Raw genomic sequence first — 16396 nt, 5'->3', positions numbered from 1 at the left:
GTCACACGCATCACAACTCGCACCAAAATGAATGAAGGGGAACACATGAAGAATCTGACCAAGATCGGCGGCGTTACCGCCGTCGTTGCCGCGCTTGCGCTGACCGCCTGCGGCGGTGGCGGCGGGGCTGCACAGGGTCCCGAGACCGCTAAGGGCCAGGACGCGGGAAGTGACCTGGCCAAGCTGGTCAGCATCAACGCCAAGGATGCCAAGGACCTGCAGCCGGGCGGCACCGTCACCCTGCCGCTGGGCAACATCGGTCCGGACTTCAACGGGTTCTCCAACAACGGCAACAGTGCGGATAACACCGCCCTGCACCGCCCGATCGACCAGGCCGGCACGTGGGGCTGCTGGAATTTCGACTTCGACGGTACCGCCACGCCGAACAAGGATTTCTGCGAGGACGTCAAGAGCGAGGTCAAGGACGGCAAGCAGACCATCACCATCAAGGTGAACGAGAAGGCCGCGTACAACGACGGCACTCCGATCGACGTCAAGGCCTTCGAAAACACCTGGAACATGCTCAAGGGTGAGAACAAGGACATCGACATCGTCAGCTCCGGCGCATACGAGTTCGTCGAGTCCGTCAAGGCCGGTTCCAGCGACAAGGAAGTTATTGTCACCACCACCCAGCCGGTCTACCCGCTGGACTCCCTCTTCACCGGCCTGCTCCACCCGGCCGTGAACACCCCGGCGCTCTTCAACGAAGGCTTCACCGGCGACATGCACCCGGAATGGATGGCCGGGCCGTTCAAGATCGACAAATACGACAGTGCCGCCAAGACGGTCACGCTCGCCCAGAACGACAAATGGTGGGGCACCAAGCCGGTCCTGGAGAAGGTAGTCTTCCGCCAGCTTGAGAGCAGCGCCGCCATCGCCGCCTTCAAGAACGGTGAAATCGACGGTGTGTCCGCGAACACCATCACCCCGTACAAGCAGCTTGACGGCACCAAGGACTCGGAGATCCGCCGCGGCCAGCGCCTCTTCGCCGGTGGCCTGAACCTCAACGCGCAGAAGGCGCCGATGACCGACGTCGCCATCCGCAAGGCGATCTTCACCGCCGTCGACCGCGAAGCACTGCGCAAGGTCCGCTTCAACGGCCTGAACTGGGAAGAGACCAGCTCCGGATCGATGATGCTGCTGCCGTTCTCCAAGTACTACCAGGACAATTTCCCGGTCAAGGAGACCGGCGCCGAGGCCGCCAAGAAGGTCCTGACGGACGCCGGCTACACGGCCAACGCCGCAGGCGTCATGGAAAAGGACGGTGTGCCCGCCGCCTTCAAGATCAGCAACTTCGGTGACGATCCCACCACCCTGGCCTTCGCGCAGACGCTGCAGAACCAGCTCAAGGCCGGCGGCATGGATGTTGGCATCGACCAGCGCGCTTCCGCCGACTTCGGCAAGGTCCTGGGCAGCCGAGACTTCTTCATGTCCGTCTCCGGCTACACCGTGGGGGCGGACGCGACCGACTCCGTCAAGCAGTTCTACGATTCCAAGACGAACGAGAACGAACTCGGCGACGCCGAACTGGATGCCGAGATCAAGAAGCTCTCCAGCATCGCCGACAACGCTGAGCGGAACAAGGCCGCCATGGAAGTTGAAAAGAAGCACATGGAGAAGTACTTCTCCATGGGTGTTGTGATGAACGGTCCGCAGATCTCCTTCGTGCGCACCGGCCTGGCCAACTACGGCCCGTCCCTGTTCAAGAGCCTGTCCCAGGTTCCGGACTGGACCACCCTCGGCTGGGAAAAGAAGTAACACTCACCGCTGAACGGCTCTTCGAGCAGCGGCGGCCGGCATTCCCTGAATCTTCGGGGGTGCCGGCCGTCGCCGTTTAAACCGGGGACGGGAGGGTCCCCCGGGGGTAGCGTGGGGACCATGACAACAGACTCCACCCGGCCCATCCGCACGGCCGTCGCCGGCTTCGGCCTCTCGGGCAGCGTCTTCCACGCCCCCCTGCTCGCTGCCGACCCCGCGTTTTCCGTCGAGGTCATCTCCACCTCCGACGCCGGCAGGCAGGCTGCCGCCTCCGCCCGGTATCCCGGCACCCGCCTGGTCGATGCCCCGGCGGACATCCTTGACCTCGCCGGCGAACTGGACCTCCTGGTCCTGGGAACCCCGCCGGCCACCCACTACCCGCTCGCGAAAGCCGCGCTGGAAGCCGGACTCGACGTCGTCGTCGACAAGCCGTTCACCGTGCGCAGCGCCGAGGCTGAGGAGCTCATCCGGCTCGCGGCACGGCTGGGCCGGGTGCTCACGGTCTTCCAGAACCGGCGCTGGGACGGCGATTACCTGACCGTCCAAGGCTTGCTGGAGAGCGGCGTGCTCGGCACCGTGACGCGGTTCGAGTCCCGCTTCGAACGCTGGTCCCCGGCGGTCGCGAAGGCCTGGAAGGCGGCCGCGACGGCGGACGATGGAGGCGGGGTGCTGTTCGACCTCGGCACGCACCTGCTGGACCAGGCCGTCGAGCTGTTCGGCCCCGCTACGGTCACCCACGCGGAACTGGCTGCACGGCGGCCCGGCGAGATGACCGACGACGACGTGTTCCTGGCCCTGCGGCACGAATCCGGCGTGACGAGCCATCTGTGGATGAACATGCTCTGCGCCCAGCAGGGACCGCGGTTCCGGCTGCTGGGCAGCGCGGGAGGCTTCACGAAGAACGGCGTGGACCCGCAGGAGCCCTTCATCGTTGCCGGCGGCAGCCCGCTGGACCCGGACTATGGCATCGAAGACCGGGACTGGGCCGGGCTGCTCGGCCGGGACGGCCACCTGGACCGGCTGCCCACCGAGCGTGGTGCCTACCCGGAGTTCTACCGGATCCTGGCGGCGAAGATCCATGACGGCGGGGCGGGCTCGGCGCTGCCGGTCCCGGTCGATCCGGCGGGCCCGGTGGAGGTGCTGCGGCTGATCGAGCAGGCCCGGGCCCTGGGTTGAACCGGGCCAAAACTGCTTAAACGGCAATCGGCTGCTCCGTAAACGCCGTTTTGGGGGTCCCAAAGGGCGGTTACGGAGCAGCCGATGCGGTGCGGGCTATGCCGGGACCGGCAGGCTATGCCGGGATCGGACGGTTACGCCGAGACCAGATCGTGCCAGTCGGCGACGAGGGGCAGGTTGTGCGCCTCGGAGACCGAGCGGTGCGCCACCTTGCCCCCGGCGATGTTGAGGCCGGCGGCGAGGGCGGCGTCGCGTTCAAACGCGGCCTTGACGCCCAGGTTGGCCAGGGCGACGGCGTAGGGCAGGGTGACGTTGGTCAGCGCGTACGTGGAGGTGTTCGGCACGGCGCCCGGCATGTTGGCCACGCAGTAGAAGATCGTGTTGTGGACCTTGTACGTCGGTTCCTGGTGCGTGGTGGGGTGAGTGTCCTCGAAGCAGCCGCCCTGGTCCACCGCGATGTCCACCAGCACGGAGCCGGGCTTCATCCGGGCAACGAGCTCGTTGGTGACCAGTTTCGGAGCCTTGGCGCCCGGGATCAGCACGGAGCCGATCACGAGGTCGGCGTCGACGACCGACTTTTCGATCTCGTACGCGTTGGACGCGACGGTCTTCAGCCGGCCCTGGTACTGGGCATCCAGTTCGCGCAGGCGGTTGATGTTGATGTCCAGGATGGTGACGTCGGCGCCGAGGCCAAGGGCCATGGCGGCGGCGTTCGTGCCGGCAACACCGGCGCCGAGGACAACGACCTTGGCGGGGCGGACACCCGGTACGCCGCCGAGCAGCACACCCTTGCCGCCGGCCGGAGCCATCAGCGAGGTGGCGCCGACCTGGACAGAGAGACGGCCGGCAACCTCGGACATCGGAGCGAGCAGCGGCAGGGTGCGGCCCTCTTGGACCGTCTCGTAGGCGATGGCGGTGACGCCGGAGTTGATGAGCTGCTGGGTCAGTTCCGGCTCGGCGGCCAGGTGCAGGTAGGTGAAGAGGATCAGACCCTTGCGGAAGCGGTGGTATTCGGCCTTGACCGGCTCCTTGACCTTCATGACCATGTCGGCGCGGGCCCAGACGTCATCGGCTTCGATGACGATTTCGGCCCCGGCGATGGCGTATTCCTCGTCGGTGATGCCCGAGCCCAGGCCTGCGCCGCGCTCCACGAGGACCGAGTGGCCGTGCGTGCGGAATTCGTGCACGCCGGCGGCCGTCATGGCGACGCGGAATTCATTGTTCTTGATCTCTTTGGGGACACCGATGATCATGTGTGGGCTCCAATGCTGGTGGCCTGTGGGCCTGGGTATTCGGGGAAGTCGTACTTCCAGACTAAATCCGACTGTGAGGCAAGCGACAGGCGCCGCCTCGCGGCGGCGGCCGCTTCCCGCGGAAATCCGGGGTTTCCTAAATACCGGACTGGACGTTTGTCGACCCGGCAAGCGTCAGGTGTCGCCTGCTGTCCGGTGCGTTGGTGTTCGCCGCGGCGTTGGCTGCGGCGTTTCCACAGGGAGCGGCATCGGCAGTAGTGTGGCAGCATGCACCAGCAGGACGTCGAACAGCTCGTGGAGCAGGTCGCACTGCAACTGGGCCGCGGGCTCTCACTCGAGGACCTCGACGGACAGCTGCTCGCCTACAGCTCCAACCAGTCGCACGCCGACCGGGTCCGGGTGAACTTCCTGCTCAGTAAGCGTGTTCCGGTGGACGTCAGCGCCTGGCAGCTCTCGCACGGGATCGCGACGGCGGTCCGCCCGGTGGTCGTGCCCGCCAACGAGGAGCTTGGGATGCTCGGCCGGGTCTGCGTTCCCTTGCTGGTGCGGGGCTTCCGGGTGGGTTACCTGTGGGTCCAGCTCGACGCCGATGAGCCGAACGCGACAACGGTCCTCGCCCAGCTGCCCGGGGTGGCCCGCGAGCTGGAGCAGCTCTCGGGCCTGCTGCTGGAGTCCAACACGGCCGAATCCGAGTTCCGCCGCCGCCGCGAACAGGAGTTCCTGGCTGCCTGCCGCGGCGAGTCGAACGCCGTCGCGGCCGTGGCCGGCTGGAAGGAAGTCCAGGGGCGCGGACCGTGGCAGCTGGTGACGGTACTGGATGCGGACGGCTGGGCGGACGCCTCCGACCCGATCGCCTCCACGCTGGTCCACCGCTCTGCCGCGCTGCAGGCCACCATCGGCGTGGACGCCACACTGTTCAGCGCCGGCACGGAAACCCACGCGGTCGTCCTGTTCAGGGAATCGACCGGCCGCGCGAACCACGCCCAGGTGCTGGTCCACTACCAGCTGGAGCTGGCCAAGCGGTCCGGCCGGCCGGTCCACCGGATCATCCTGGGAACCTCCGAGGGCTTCGCGCGGCCCCGGGAACTCGCCGACGCGTACCGGCAGTCCCGGCAGGCCGCGCAGGCCGCTGCGGTGGATCCCCAGCTGGGAGAACTCGTGGACTGCCGCGCCACCGGGATCTACCAGCTGCTGGCCTCGGCCGGCGGTGGGGCGGGGGCCTGGGCGGATGCGGGCTCGGTCTATTTCCGCCTCCTGGAGGACCACGACCGAAACCACGAGCTGCTGCCGGTGCTTGAGCTGTTCTATGACAATGACGGGTCGGTCCAGGAAGTGGCGGACAAGCTGCACCTGCACCGGAGCAGCATCTACAACCGGCTGGGCCGGATCCGCCAGCTGCTCGGCGTCGACCCGCTCAAGGGGATGGTGCGGCTGGAACTCCACGGGGCGCTGAAGGCGCGGCGCTGGGCGGCCCGGCCCAGAATCTGAGGGGCAGGGGGCTTAGGTGCCGCGGCCCTCCCGTTTGGGCCGCTCGGCCTCCAGCTGCCGGTCCGGTGCGGAGGCGGCATCGTCAGCCGCAGCAGCGCCGTCGGCCTCCCGCGCTGTTTCCCGGGCTCGTTCTCTCCTCCGGAGAGAGATCCGGCTGTCCATCCACATGGAGACGGCCACGAACGCGACACAGCTGGACATGAAGGCGGCCGTGTTGTTGAGCCCCATGGAGTTTCCGAGGATGCCTGTCAGCACCATGGCGGCAATGCCAGCCACGATGTGCCACCCTCTGAACTTACCCACAATCCAAGCGTAACCCCGGCCTTCTCCGCGTTTCCGCGCACGGCCGGGATCGTTGTTTGATCCTTATCACGCCGTCACGAAGCATCCGCGTCACCGTCATCCCCGTGGCCGGGAGCACCGTCCGCGGTACTGTTCTTCCTCTGCTTTTCCAGCCAGGCCATGACGTCGGCGAGCCGGATCCGCCGGTGTGTGCCCCGGTATTCCACCGGGATTTCACCGCGGTCCGTCATGTTCCGCAGGTAGGTGTGCGAGATCCCGGCCAGCTCGGCCGCCCGGGACGTGGTCAGCATTTCCTCGACGCTGCTGACCGTCACCGCCTCGCCCCGGCTGAAGCGCGCCAGCAGGTCCACGACGGCGTCCCGCGCCCGGGGCGGCAGCCGGTGGACGGTGCCGTCGACGAACACCGTGATGTCGTCGCTGCCGTTGAGGGCGTACCGGAGTTTCTGCGCGTCCTCAGCCGGAAGGGCGGCCGTCACCCGGGGAGCTATCAGTGTCATGGAGTGCATCCTAGCGCCCCCGGATCGGCCCCACACCACCCCTGCCGGTCCGGCGCTACAGCCCGAGCTCCTCAAGGACCGGCAGCTTGGCCCGGACCCAGGCGCGGGCCTCGGTGGCGCTCGGTGCTGAGAGGGCCAGTTTGGCCAGTTCCTGCGCCTCGGCCAGCGTGACGGTCTTCAGCACGGCTGCCACGGCGGCGAGGGACCGGGCCGTCATGGACAGGGTCGAGACGCCGAGCCCGGTGAGGACGACGGCGAGGGCCGGATCCGCGGCGGCCTCGCCGCAGACACCGACCGGCTTGTTGTGGCCTTCCGCGACGGAACCCTCCACGGTCAGGCCGACCAGCCGGAGCACGGCGGGCTGCCACGGGGTGTTCAGCGCAGCAAGCGGGCCGAGCTGGCGGTCGGCGGCCATGGCGTACTGGGTGAGGTCGTTGGTGCCCAGACTCGCGAAGGCCACCTCGCGGAGGATGGCCTCGGCCGTGAGCGCCGCGGACGGGACCTCCACCATGACGCCGGGGGTCTTGATCCCGGCCTCGGCGCACAAAGTGGCGAAGCGGGCGGCCTCTTCCGCGGTGGAAATCATCGGCGCCATCACCCAGACGTCCGCCTCGGACTCCTGCTGGGCCCGGGCGATGGCCTGCAGCTGGCGCTCCAGCACGCCCGGCGTGGTGAAATCGGTGCGGTACCCGCGGACGCCGAGTGCGGGGTTGGGTTCCGTCGCGTCGGTGAGGAAGGGCAGCGGCTTGTCCGCGCCGGCGTCGAGCGTCCGGAGCACCACCTTCTTGCCCGGGAACGCGTCGAATACGCCTTTGTACGCGGCGGCCTGTTCGTCCACGGTGGGCTCGGTGTCCCGCTCCAGGAAGCAGAACTCGGTCCGGAACAGCCCCACCCCCTGCGCGTTCAGCCTCGCGGCGGCCACGGCATCCTTGCCCCCGCCGACGTTGGCGAGCAGCGGCACCAGGTGGCCGTCCGCCGTGGCCCCGGTGCCGTCAAAGTCCGCCAGCAGCGAGGCCGTGGCGGCCCAGTGTTCGGCGGCGGCGCGCTGCGAGTCATCCGGGTCCGCGGTGATCAGGCCGGCGGCGCCGTCCACGTAGACCTCGGTGCCGTCCGGAAGCTGGTCGACGCCGGTTGCGGCGACGACGGCGGGAAGGCCCAGCGAGCGGGCAATAATCGCGGTGTGGGACTGCGGTCCGCCGCCGGCGGTGAGTAGCGCCAGGATCTTCTCCGGGTCCAGGGTGGCGGTGTCCGCCGGGGCGAGATCCTCGGCGATCAGGATGAACGGGGTGGGAGAGGACGGGATGCCCGGGGCCGGGACGCCGCGCAGTTCGGCCACGATCCGGGCCCGGACGTCCAGGACGTCGGTGGCCCGCTCCGCCATGTAGCCGCCCAGGTTGTGCAGCATTTCCGAGACGGAGGCGCCGGCTTCCCAGATGGCACGCTGGCCGGAGGTGCCGCGGCCGATCATTTTGGCGGCGGACTTGAGCAGCATCGTGTCCGTCGCCATCAGGGCCGTGGCTTCCAGGACAGCCTTGCCGTCGCCGCTGACCGTCCCGGCCCGGGCCTTCAGCTCGTCGTGGACGGCCTTCGCCGCCGTCTTCAGTGCAGCGGTCGCCTCCTCGGCCGTGACGCCGGCCGGCAGCTGCTCCCCGGCGGGCGGTTCGCTGACGGGTTTGGGCATCTGGCGGATGGTTCCGATGATGCGGCCTGGGCTGACGCCTACTCCTGGGAAGTTCTGCACTGAAGGTCCTCATTCTCTGCCGTGGGCCGGTAAGCCGGTGGTCAGGTACCGCCGGAGCCGTCCGATCCGGGCCGGACGTCCGGGACCGGTCGGCCGGCCCGGCCTGCTGACAGCTATATCGGCGGGCCGTTCCGGTACCTGAAAAAATTGTATGTGATGCACTTCATATAGCGTTGCTATAGGTGCTAGGGTAGCGGTTATGAGTTTCGATGGCCAGCTTCCGCCAAAGACGCGGCTGCTGCGTGCGGCGGCTGAGCTGCTGGCCAACTCCGCCGGGGGCGTGGTTTCCACCCGCCAGATCACCCAGCGGGCCGGCGTCACCGCGCCGACCCTCTATCACCACTTCGGTGACAAGGAGGGGCTGTTCGACGCGGTCGTCGCGGCGGGTTTTGAGGAGTATGTAGCGGGCGATCGCGACTTCGCGCCGTCAGGACAGCCGCTGGAGGATATCCGGCGGATGTGGGACAACCATGTGCAGTTTGGGCTCAACCAGCCGGAGCTGTACCTGGTCATGTTCGGCAATATCCGCCCCGAGAGCCGCCCGGCCGTCGTCGCCGACGCCGAGGGCCTGATGGAGGAAATGCTGAACAAGGCCGCCGTCGCCGGCCACCTTAACGTCCCCCCGCGGGAAGCGGCCAGGAGCATCCTGGCCGCCAACGTCGGGGTAACACTCATGCTGATCACGGAAAAGGCGCCCGAGCGCAACCTCGAGCTGTCCACCATGACCCGCGACGCCATGATCTTTGCGGTGTCCTCGGAGCAGGCCAAGGACAACGGTCCTGAAGCGTCCGGGAAGTCGTCAGTGGTTGTGGCGGCGATCGCCCTGAACGCGGCCCTGCAGGCATCGCACTCGGACCAGCTCTCCAGCTCGGAACTCAAGCTCTTCCTGGAATGGCTCCACCGGATCTCCACCAGCTCCACCAGCTAGCTTCGCGAAAATATCGGACCATCCTGCGGTGCAGCAGGAATGACGGATAGGAAATCACATGGCAACAGAGACAGTTGCGAAACCCCGCACAAGCGTGCGGGTAGGCGTCCAGAAATTCGGGACGTTCCTGTCCGGAATGATTATGCCCAACATTGGCGCGTTCATCGCCTGGGGCATCATCACGGCGCTCTTCATCCCGGCGGGTTTCCTGCCCAACGAGGAGCTCGCCAAGCTTGTCGGGCCCATGATCACCTACCTGCTCCCGCTCCTGATCGGCTACACCGGCGGCCGGATGGTCTACGGCGTGCGCGGCGGCGTCGTGGGCGCGGTGGCCACCACGGGCGTCATCGTCGGCACGGACATTCCCATGTTCATCGGCGCCATGATGCTGGGCCCGCTCACGGCCTGGCTCATGAAGAGGCTGGATAAGATCTGGGAAGGCCGGGTCAAGCCGGGCTTCGAAATGCTGATCGACAACTTCTCGGCCGGCATCCTGGCCGCCGGCATGGCGGTCGTTGGCATGCTCGTGGTCGGCCCCGTGGTGAAGGCCTTCAGCGACGGGGCCAGCGCCGTCGTCGAATTCCTCGTCATCAACGGCCTGCTGCCCTTCACCAGCATTTTCATCGAGCCCGCGAAGGTCCTGTTCCTGAACAATGCCATTAACCACGGCATCCTCACGCCGCTGGGAACACAACAGGTGCTTGAAGAGGGCAAGTCCATCCTGTTCCTGCTCGAGGCCAACCCCGGTCCGGGCTTCGGAATCCTGCTCGCATACTCGATCTTCGGCACGGGACTGGCCAAGGCGTCCGCGCCTGGCGCGGCCCTGATCCAATTCGTCGGCGGTATCCATGAGATCTACTTCCCGTATGTGCTCATGAAGCCCATCATGATCCTCGCCGCGATCGGCGGCGGCATGACCGGGATCTTCACCCTGGTGGTCACCGGTGCAGGGCTCCGGTCGCCGGCAGCCCCGGGCAGCATCCTCGCCGTCTACGCGGCAACCGCACGCGACAGCTACGTCGGCGTGACCCTCTCCGTCCTGTTCGCCACCACGGTGTCCTTCCTGATCGCCTCGGTGATCCTGAAGGCCAGCAAGACCCCGGTGGGCGCCACCGAGGAAGAGGCCCTCGGCGCCGCCACCGCCCGGATGGAGGAAATGAAGGGCAAGAAGAGCTCGGTGTCCTCCCTGCTCACGGGTTCCGGTGCTGCCGCCGCCGGCGGCGTCGCAGTCCTGGCCGGTCCGGTCAAGAACATCGTCTTTGCGTGCGACGCCGGCATGGGCTCGAGCGCGATGGGCGCCTCGGTGCTGCGGAACAAGATCAGGGCGGCCGGCTTCCCGGACGTCAAGGTCACCAACTCCGCGATCGCCAACCTCACCGACACTTACGACGTCGTCATCACGCACCAGGACCTGACCGAACGGGCCACGCCGGCGACCGCCAGCGCCGTGCACGTCTCGGTCGATAACTTCATGAACAGCCCGAAGTACGACGAGATCGTGGAGCTGGTCAGGTCGAGCAACGCGGAGATTGGAGCCGACGCTCCGGCTGCCACCGCGGCCGGCGCCCCGGCGGCTGCCTCCGCAACGCCCGAAGCTCCCGAGGAAACCGGCCCCGCCGGCATCCTCGTGGCGGAGAGCGTCGTCCTGAACGGCACGGCCACCACCCGCGATGCCGCCATCGACGAGGCCGGCCGGCTCCTGCTGGGCCGCGGCGCCGTCGACGCCGGCTACCTGGACGCCATGCACGAACGGGAGGAATCCGTGTCCACCTACATGGGCAGCTACCTCGCGATTCCGCACGGCACCAATGCCGCCAAGGACCACATCATGAAGTCCGCGGTCTCAGTGATCCGCTACCCGAACGGCATCGACTGGAACGGCAAGGAAGTGAAGTTCGTGGTCGGCGTCGCCGGCATCAACAACGAGCACCTGCACATCCTGTCCTCGATCGCCAAGGTCTTCACCAACAAGGCCCAGGTGGCACGGCTTGAGGCGGCTACCACGGTCGAGGAAGTCCTTGACCTGTTCGGAAAGGTCAATTCATAGTGAAGGCTGTTCATTTCGGAGCCGGAAACATCGGGCGCGGCTTCGTGGGGCTGCTGCTGCACGAGGCGGGGTATGAGGTGGTGTTCGCGGATGTCGCAGAGGACCTGATCACCCAGCTGGCCGCCGCGGACAGCTACCGGGTCCACGAGGTGGGGGAGCAGCCCACCGTCCGCACCGTGGAGAACTTCCGCGCGCTCAATTCCAGCAGCCAGGAAGCGGACGTCATTGCGGAGATCGCGACGGCGGACGTTGTCACCACCGCGGTGGGGCCGCATATCCTCAAGTTCGTGGCCCCGGTGATCGCCAGGGGGATCGCCGCCAGGGCCCCCGGACTCGCTCCGCTGCAGGTGATGGCGTGTGAGAACGCGATCAACGCCACGGACATCCTGAAGTCCGAGGTCTCCGCCCAGTGGGACCCGGCCGCGGGGTCCCTCGATGCGGCCGCCGTGTTCGCGAACACGGCGGTGGACCGGATTGTGCCCAACCAGGATGCCGGGCAGGGCCTGGACGTCACCGTGGAGACCTTCTACGAATGGGTCATCGACCGGACACCGTTCGGCGCTGCGGTGCCGGTCATTCCGGGTGCCACGTTCGTGGACAACCTGGAGCCCTACATCGAGCGGAAACTGTTCACCGTGAACACCGGGCACGCCGCGGCAGCCTATTTCGGCTTCGAGGCCGGTCTCGGGAAGATTTCCGAGGCCATGGCCGATCAGGACGTCGCCGCCGATGTGCGCGCCGTCCTGGACGAAACCAAAGAGCTCCTGGTCGCCAAGCACGGCTTCAACCGTGACGAGCAGGAGGCCTATGTCCAGAAGATCCTGGGCCGCTTTTCCAACCCCCACCTGCCGGACACCGTGAACCGGGTCGGCCGGGCACCGCTGCGCAAGCTCAGTCGGCACGAACGCTTCATCGGTCCGGCGGCGGAACTCGCCGAACGCGGAATCGTGCCGGAGGCCCTGCTCGGCGCGATCGCCGCAGCCCTGCGCTTCAACGACCCGGCCGACGCCGAGGCCGTGGAGCTCAGGCAGATCCTGGCATCCTCCAGCGCCGGCGAGGCCACCGCGAAGATCACCGGTCTCGCCCCGGACCACCCGCTGTTCGCGGCAGTCTCCGCCCTGGTCGACGACGCCACGGACGCCGTCTAGTCCGTTTCAAATATCGCCGAAGCAAAGCCGCCGACGCCGGAACCCACCCGAGTTCCGGCGTCAGCGTCTGTCCCAGCAGCGGCCCCCACCCGCCGAGGTGACAGATAATGCCTATGTTTCCGAGAAACATGGGCATTATCTGTCACCTCGCCGGGCGGTAGGGCAAGCTGGACTGGTGACTTCGAACCCCCGTGACCGGACCTCCTTGCTGACTCTCGACGTGGACGGCGGGACTTTCCGCCTGCGGCATGCCGAACGCGCCGATCTGCCCGGCATTCTCCGGCTGCTGGCCGACGACCAGCTCGGGTCGAGCCGCGAGGATTTGTCCGATCTGGCACCCTACGAGAAGGCGTTTGCCGCGATCGACGCCGATCCGGCGCACCAGCTGCTCGTGGGGGAGCTGGCGACCGCGGACGAGTCGGGTGCCCGCCTGGTGGCAACGTTCCAGCTGAGCTTCCTGCCGGGGCTGTCCCGCAGGGGTTCATGGCGAGCCCAGTTGGAGGCCGTGCGGGTGGGGAGCGAGCTGCGCGGCCAGAGCGTCGGGGCGGCGATGGTGCAGTGGGCCATCGACGAGTCGCGGCTCCGCGGCTGTTCACTCCTGCAGCTCACCACGGACAAGTCCCGCACGGCCGCCCACCGGTTTTATGAGCGGCTCGGCTTCGCGGCGAGCCACGAGGGCATGAAGCTCATTCTGTAGCCCACGTGCCCGCCGAGGAGACAGATAATGCCCATGTTTCGGGGAAACATGGGCATTATCTGTCACCTCGCGAGGCGGAAGAGTTCGTCGGGCTCAGGCTTTGGCGGAATCCTTGGCGGAATCCTTGGCGGAGCCCTTCGGGACGAACAGGGTCTCGGCGTGCTCCAGGGACATTCCGTTGGTCTCGGGGACCTTGAACTTCACAAAGAAGAACGACGCCGCCGCGAACATCGCGTACATGGCATAGGTCAGGGGCAGGGAGGCCGCCGCCATGGCCGGGAAGCTCAGGGTGATGGCGAAGTTGGCGATCCACTGGGCGGCGGCGGCGAGGCCCAGCGCGCGGGCGCGGATCCGGGATGGGAAAATCTCGCCCAGCAGCACCCACACCAGCGGGCCCCAGGAGGCGCCGAAGCTGATCACGAAGACGTTGGCGGCCACCAGAGCGACCGGGCCCCACGCACCGGGCAGCGAAATCCCGTCCCCGGATCCGGTGGCGGAGCCGAAGGCGAGGGCCATGGTGCCCAGCGAGACGGCCATGCCGATGGAACCCGCCAGCATGATGGGCCGGCGGCCGATCCGGTCCACGAGGGCGATCGCCACGAGAGTCACCAGGATGTTAGTGATGGCGGTGGCCACGGAGATCGTCAGGGAGTCCTTCTCCTGGAAACCGACGGCCTTCCACAGGGTGGTGGAGTAGTAGAAGATCACGTTGATGCCGACGAACTGCTGCAGCACCGAGAGGATAATGCCGATCCACACCACGGGCTGCAGGCCGAACGCCTTGCCGCGCAGGGAGCCCTTCTGGCCCGCGACCTTGTCTTCCTCGATGGCCTTTTTGATGTCGCGCAGTTGGCGGTCCGTGTTCTCATTCGGGGCGATGGACTGGAAGATTTTCAGGGCTTCCTCGTCCTTGCCCTGAAAGACGAGGAACCGCGGCGACTCGGGCAGGGTGTACGCGATCCAGCCGTAGACGACGGCGGGGACGGCGGCGGCGAGGAACATCCAGCGCCAGGCCTCGATGCCGAACCAGAGAGCCTCGCCGGCCCCGCCGGCGAAGTTCGCGAACAGGGCGTCCGAGAGCAGGGCCGCGAAGATACCCGTGGTGATGGCGAGCTGCTGGAGCGACGCCAGGCGGCCGCGGACGTGGCGCGGGGAGATCTCGGAGATGTAGGCCGGGGCGATCACGGAGGCCAGACCGATGCCCAGGCCGCCGACGAGGCGCCAGAAGATGAGATCCCACACGCTGAAGGCGAAGCCGGTCCCGACGGCACTGACCAGGAACAGCAGCGCGCCGATCTTCATCGCCGGGATGCGGCCGTAGCGGTCTGCGACCTTCCCGGCCAGAAAAGCGCCCGCGGCGCAGCCAAGGAGGGCAACGGCGACGGCGAAACCGGTCACGGCCTCGCTCAGCGCGAACTCGTCCTTGATGGCGTCGACAGCGCCGTTGACCACGGAGGAGTCGAAGCCGAAGAGGAAGCCGCCCACGGCGCCCGCCACGGCCAGCCAAATGACCCGCTGCGGGATCTTGGCTACGGTCTGGTCTTGGGTGGTTGTCATCTGGCTCCCTCGGCGTTTCGCGTTCCACGGCCTGCGCCGCGGCTACCAAGTCTGACACCGGAGCCAGAGCGGTGCATGTCACAGGGCCAGAAAGTGAGACGAAACATACAGTTTGACGGCACCGCGGGCGGAGGTCTCCGCCGTCCGGCGCCGAGGTGACATTTCGCGCCCATGTTAGGCCCGGCCATGGGCGCGAAATCTCACCTCGGCAGACGCAGACCCAGGCGCTGTGGAGGACAGGTGGAGGCAAGCTGGGGATAACTTAAACGCGCGGCGCCGGATCTGATCATGATGGGGGAATGCGCCGACTTGAACTCCCACCAGCCCTGGCGAATGGCTCGTTCTCCGTTCTGGCTGCGGATGCGGCCGGGATCTCGCGGAAGCGGACCCGGGCCCGGGACCTTATCACCGTGTCCCGCGGCGTCCGCATCCCGGCCGGCAGTAGCGCACAGGGCGCCGCAGCGCTGAGAGCCTACTGCCAACTCGATGACTTCACCGTGCTCTGCCACTTCACCGCGGCGCGGATATGGCGCGTGGGCCTCCCGCTGTGGGCAGACTCCGACTGGCGGATCCACCTTGCCCGGCCACGGGGCGGCAGCATTCCGAAACGGGCCAACGCGGCGGGACACCGCCTCGCACTGCGGCCCGGGGACGTTGTAATGCTCGACGGCGTCCGGGTGACCTCGCCCGAACGCACCTTCCTGGACCTGGCGGCGGTCCTGCCGTTGGACGACCTCGTGGCTGCCGGGGATTCCCTGGTCTCCGGGCACGGTCCGGAGTTCCCCTCGCCCCGGGACCCCCTTTCGAGCATCGACGCGCTGAACCGGATGCTGTTCCAACACCCCGGGGCCAGGAACATCCGGAGAGCGCGGGAAGCTCTCGGGTTGGTGCGCGTCGGTGCGGATTCCCCGCCGGAGACCCATCTGCGCCTCGCCGTAGTCCGCGGCGGCCTGCCCGAACCGGAGCTCAACTGCGTGGTCTGGGGCCCCGGGGGAGCCCCGGAGCTGTGGCCGGACGCGGCCTACCCGGCATTCGGGGTCTCGCTGCAGTACGACGGGGTCCACCACGGCGGGCCCGGCCAGCATCAACGTGACATCCACCGTGCGCGGACCACGGACCGGCTTGGCTGGGTCGAGGTGAGGGTCTCGAAGGACGACTTGACGGGGGAGCGCCCCGCCGCCGTCGCCAGGGTCCGGCGCGCCCTCCTGTCCCGGGGCTGGACTCCGACGTGAGATTTCGCGCCCATGGCGTTGCTTATCATGGGCGCGAAGTGTCATCTCGGCGCGTTACCGCTCGACCAGGATCCCGTCCGGGTCACACCAGATCATCGCGCCGGTCCGGAAGACGACGCCGTCGATCTCCAGGTCGACGGCGAACTCGCCGGCGCCGGTTTTGGCGCTCTTGCGCGGGTTGCTGCCCAGCGCCTTCACCCCGAGCGGCAGCCCGGCGATGGCCGTCCGGTCGCGGATGGCACCATTAATGACGACGCCGGCCCAGCCGTTCGCGACGGCGCTCGCCGCGATCAGGTCCCCCATCAACGCCGTGCGCAGCGAGCCGGCGCCGTCCACTACCAGGACGGCGCCGTCGCCGGGGGTGGCGAGGGTGGACTTGACGAGGGCATTGTCCTCGAAGCAGCGGATGGTCCGGACCGGTCCGCTGAAGTGCGTGTTGCCGCCGAGGGACTGAAACTGCAGGGCCACGGAGTCGAGTTCCTCCCCCCGCTCGTCGTAGAGATCGGCGGTATTAACGGCGGATGCGGCCATCGGGTCTCCTCTTGCTGGTGCGAACGGTGTCACCGAGACT

Annotated in this window: 14 protein-coding genes; 8 read left to right on the top strand and 6 right to left on the bottom strand. The window is 67.6% G+C overall.

The window, feature by feature from the left end; genetic code table 11:
- Nucleotides 1–45 precede the first annotated feature (45 nt).
- Nucleotides 46–1758: an ABC transporter family substrate-binding protein gene (locus QK291_RS12155; protein ID WP_282382174.1), complete on the top strand. Its 1713-nt coding sequence runs from the start codon at nt 46–48 to the stop codon at nt 1756–1758.
- A 120-nt stretch (nt 1759–1878) separates the two neighbouring features.
- A complete protein-coding gene (locus QK291_RS12150; protein ID WP_282382170.1) occupies nt 1879–2934 on the top strand; it encodes a Gfo/Idh/MocA family oxidoreductase in 1056 nt (351 codons plus the stop codon).
- 134 nt (nt 2935–3068) lie between these two features.
- Here the strand turns inward: QK291_RS12150 and ald are convergent, their stop codons facing one another.
- Nucleotides 3069–4187: an alanine dehydrogenase gene (ald, locus tag QK291_RS12145; RefSeq protein WP_282382168.1), complete on the bottom strand. Its 1119-nt coding sequence runs from the start codon at nt 4185–4187 to the stop codon at nt 3069–3071.
- Nucleotides 4188–4454: 267 nt separating this feature from the next.
- Between ald and QK291_RS12140 the strand changes: the two genes are divergently transcribed.
- On the top strand, nt 4455–5675 hold the full coding sequence (locus QK291_RS12140) for a PucR family transcriptional regulator (protein WP_282382166.1): 1221 nt from the start codon (nt 4455–4457) through the stop codon (nt 5673–5675).
- A gap of 12 nt (nt 5676–5687) precedes the next feature.
- On the opposite strand, the gene QK291_RS12135 is transcribed toward QK291_RS12140, so the two are convergent.
- The 3 genes from QK291_RS12135 to ptsP form a co-directional block, all read right to left on the bottom strand.
- On the bottom strand, nt 5688–5978 hold the full coding sequence (locus tag QK291_RS12135) for a hypothetical protein (protein ID WP_282382165.1): 291 nt from the start codon (nt 5976–5978) through the stop codon (nt 5688–5690).
- Between the two features lie 74 nt (nt 5979–6052).
- Nucleotides 6053–6475: a helix-turn-helix domain-containing protein gene (locus QK291_RS12130; RefSeq protein ID WP_282382164.1), complete on the bottom strand. Its 423-nt coding sequence runs from the start codon at nt 6473–6475 to the stop codon at nt 6053–6055.
- Between the two features lie 55 nt (nt 6476–6530).
- Complete coding sequence (gene ptsP / locus QK291_RS12125; protein WP_282382163.1) at nt 6531–8216, bottom strand: phosphoenolpyruvate--protein phosphotransferase; 1686 nt, start codon at nt 8214–8216, stop codon at nt 6531–6533.
- A 199-nt stretch (nt 8217–8415) separates the two neighbouring features.
- On the opposite strand from ptsP, the gene QK291_RS12120 reads away from it, so the two are divergent.
- From QK291_RS12120 to QK291_RS12105, 4 genes are all read left to right on the top strand, one after another.
- Complete coding sequence (locus QK291_RS12120; RefSeq protein WP_282382162.1) at nt 8416–9144, top strand: TetR/AcrR family transcriptional regulator; 729 nt, start codon at nt 8416–8418, stop codon at nt 9142–9144.
- A gap of 58 nt (nt 9145–9202) precedes the next feature.
- Complete coding sequence (locus QK291_RS12115; protein ID WP_282382160.1) at nt 9203–11191, top strand: PTS mannitol transporter subunit IICBA; 1989 nt, start codon at nt 9203–9205, stop codon at nt 11189–11191.
- Nucleotides 11191–12339, top strand: a complete 1149-nt coding sequence (locus QK291_RS12110) for a mannitol-1-phosphate 5-dehydrogenase (RefSeq protein ID WP_282382159.1) — start codon at nt 11191–11193, stop codon at nt 12337–12339. Before QK291_RS12115 ends, QK291_RS12110 begins: the two co-directional genes overlap by 1 nt.
- A 175-nt stretch (nt 12340–12514) precedes the next feature.
- Nucleotides 12515–13036 carry a GNAT family N-acetyltransferase gene (locus QK291_RS12105; protein WP_282382157.1) on the top strand — a complete coding sequence of 174 codons (522 nt, stop codon included), beginning with the start codon at nt 12515–12517 and terminating at the stop codon, nt 13034–13036.
- Between the two features lie 93 nt (nt 13037–13129).
- On the opposite strand, the gene QK291_RS12100 is transcribed toward QK291_RS12105, so the two are convergent.
- Complete coding sequence (locus QK291_RS12100) at nt 13130–14593, bottom strand: sugar porter family MFS transporter (RefSeq protein WP_282382155.1); 1464 nt, start codon at nt 14591–14593, stop codon at nt 13130–13132.
- A gap of 299 nt (nt 14594–14892) precedes the next feature.
- Between QK291_RS12100 and QK291_RS12095 the strand changes: the two genes are divergently transcribed.
- Nucleotides 14893–15825 (top strand): hypothetical protein, encoded by a 933-nt coding sequence (locus QK291_RS12095; protein WP_282382152.1) that lies wholly within the window; start codon nt 14893–14895, stop codon nt 15823–15825.
- Between the two features lie 54 nt (nt 15826–15879).
- Here the strand turns inward: QK291_RS12095 and rraA are convergent, their stop codons facing one another.
- A complete protein-coding gene (gene rraA / locus QK291_RS12090; protein WP_282382149.1) occupies nt 15880–16356 on the bottom strand; it encodes a ribonuclease E activity regulator RraA in 477 nt (158 codons plus the stop codon).
- Nucleotides 16357–16396 lie beyond the last annotated feature (40 nt).

It is taken from the genome of Arthrobacter sp. AL12 (assembly GCF_029960645.1).
Classification (GTDB): domain Bacteria; phylum Actinomycetota; class Actinomycetes; order Actinomycetales; family Micrococcaceae; genus Arthrobacter.
Note: the sequence above shows the minus strand (reverse complement) of the source record. Positions and strands in the feature narration are given on the sequence as shown.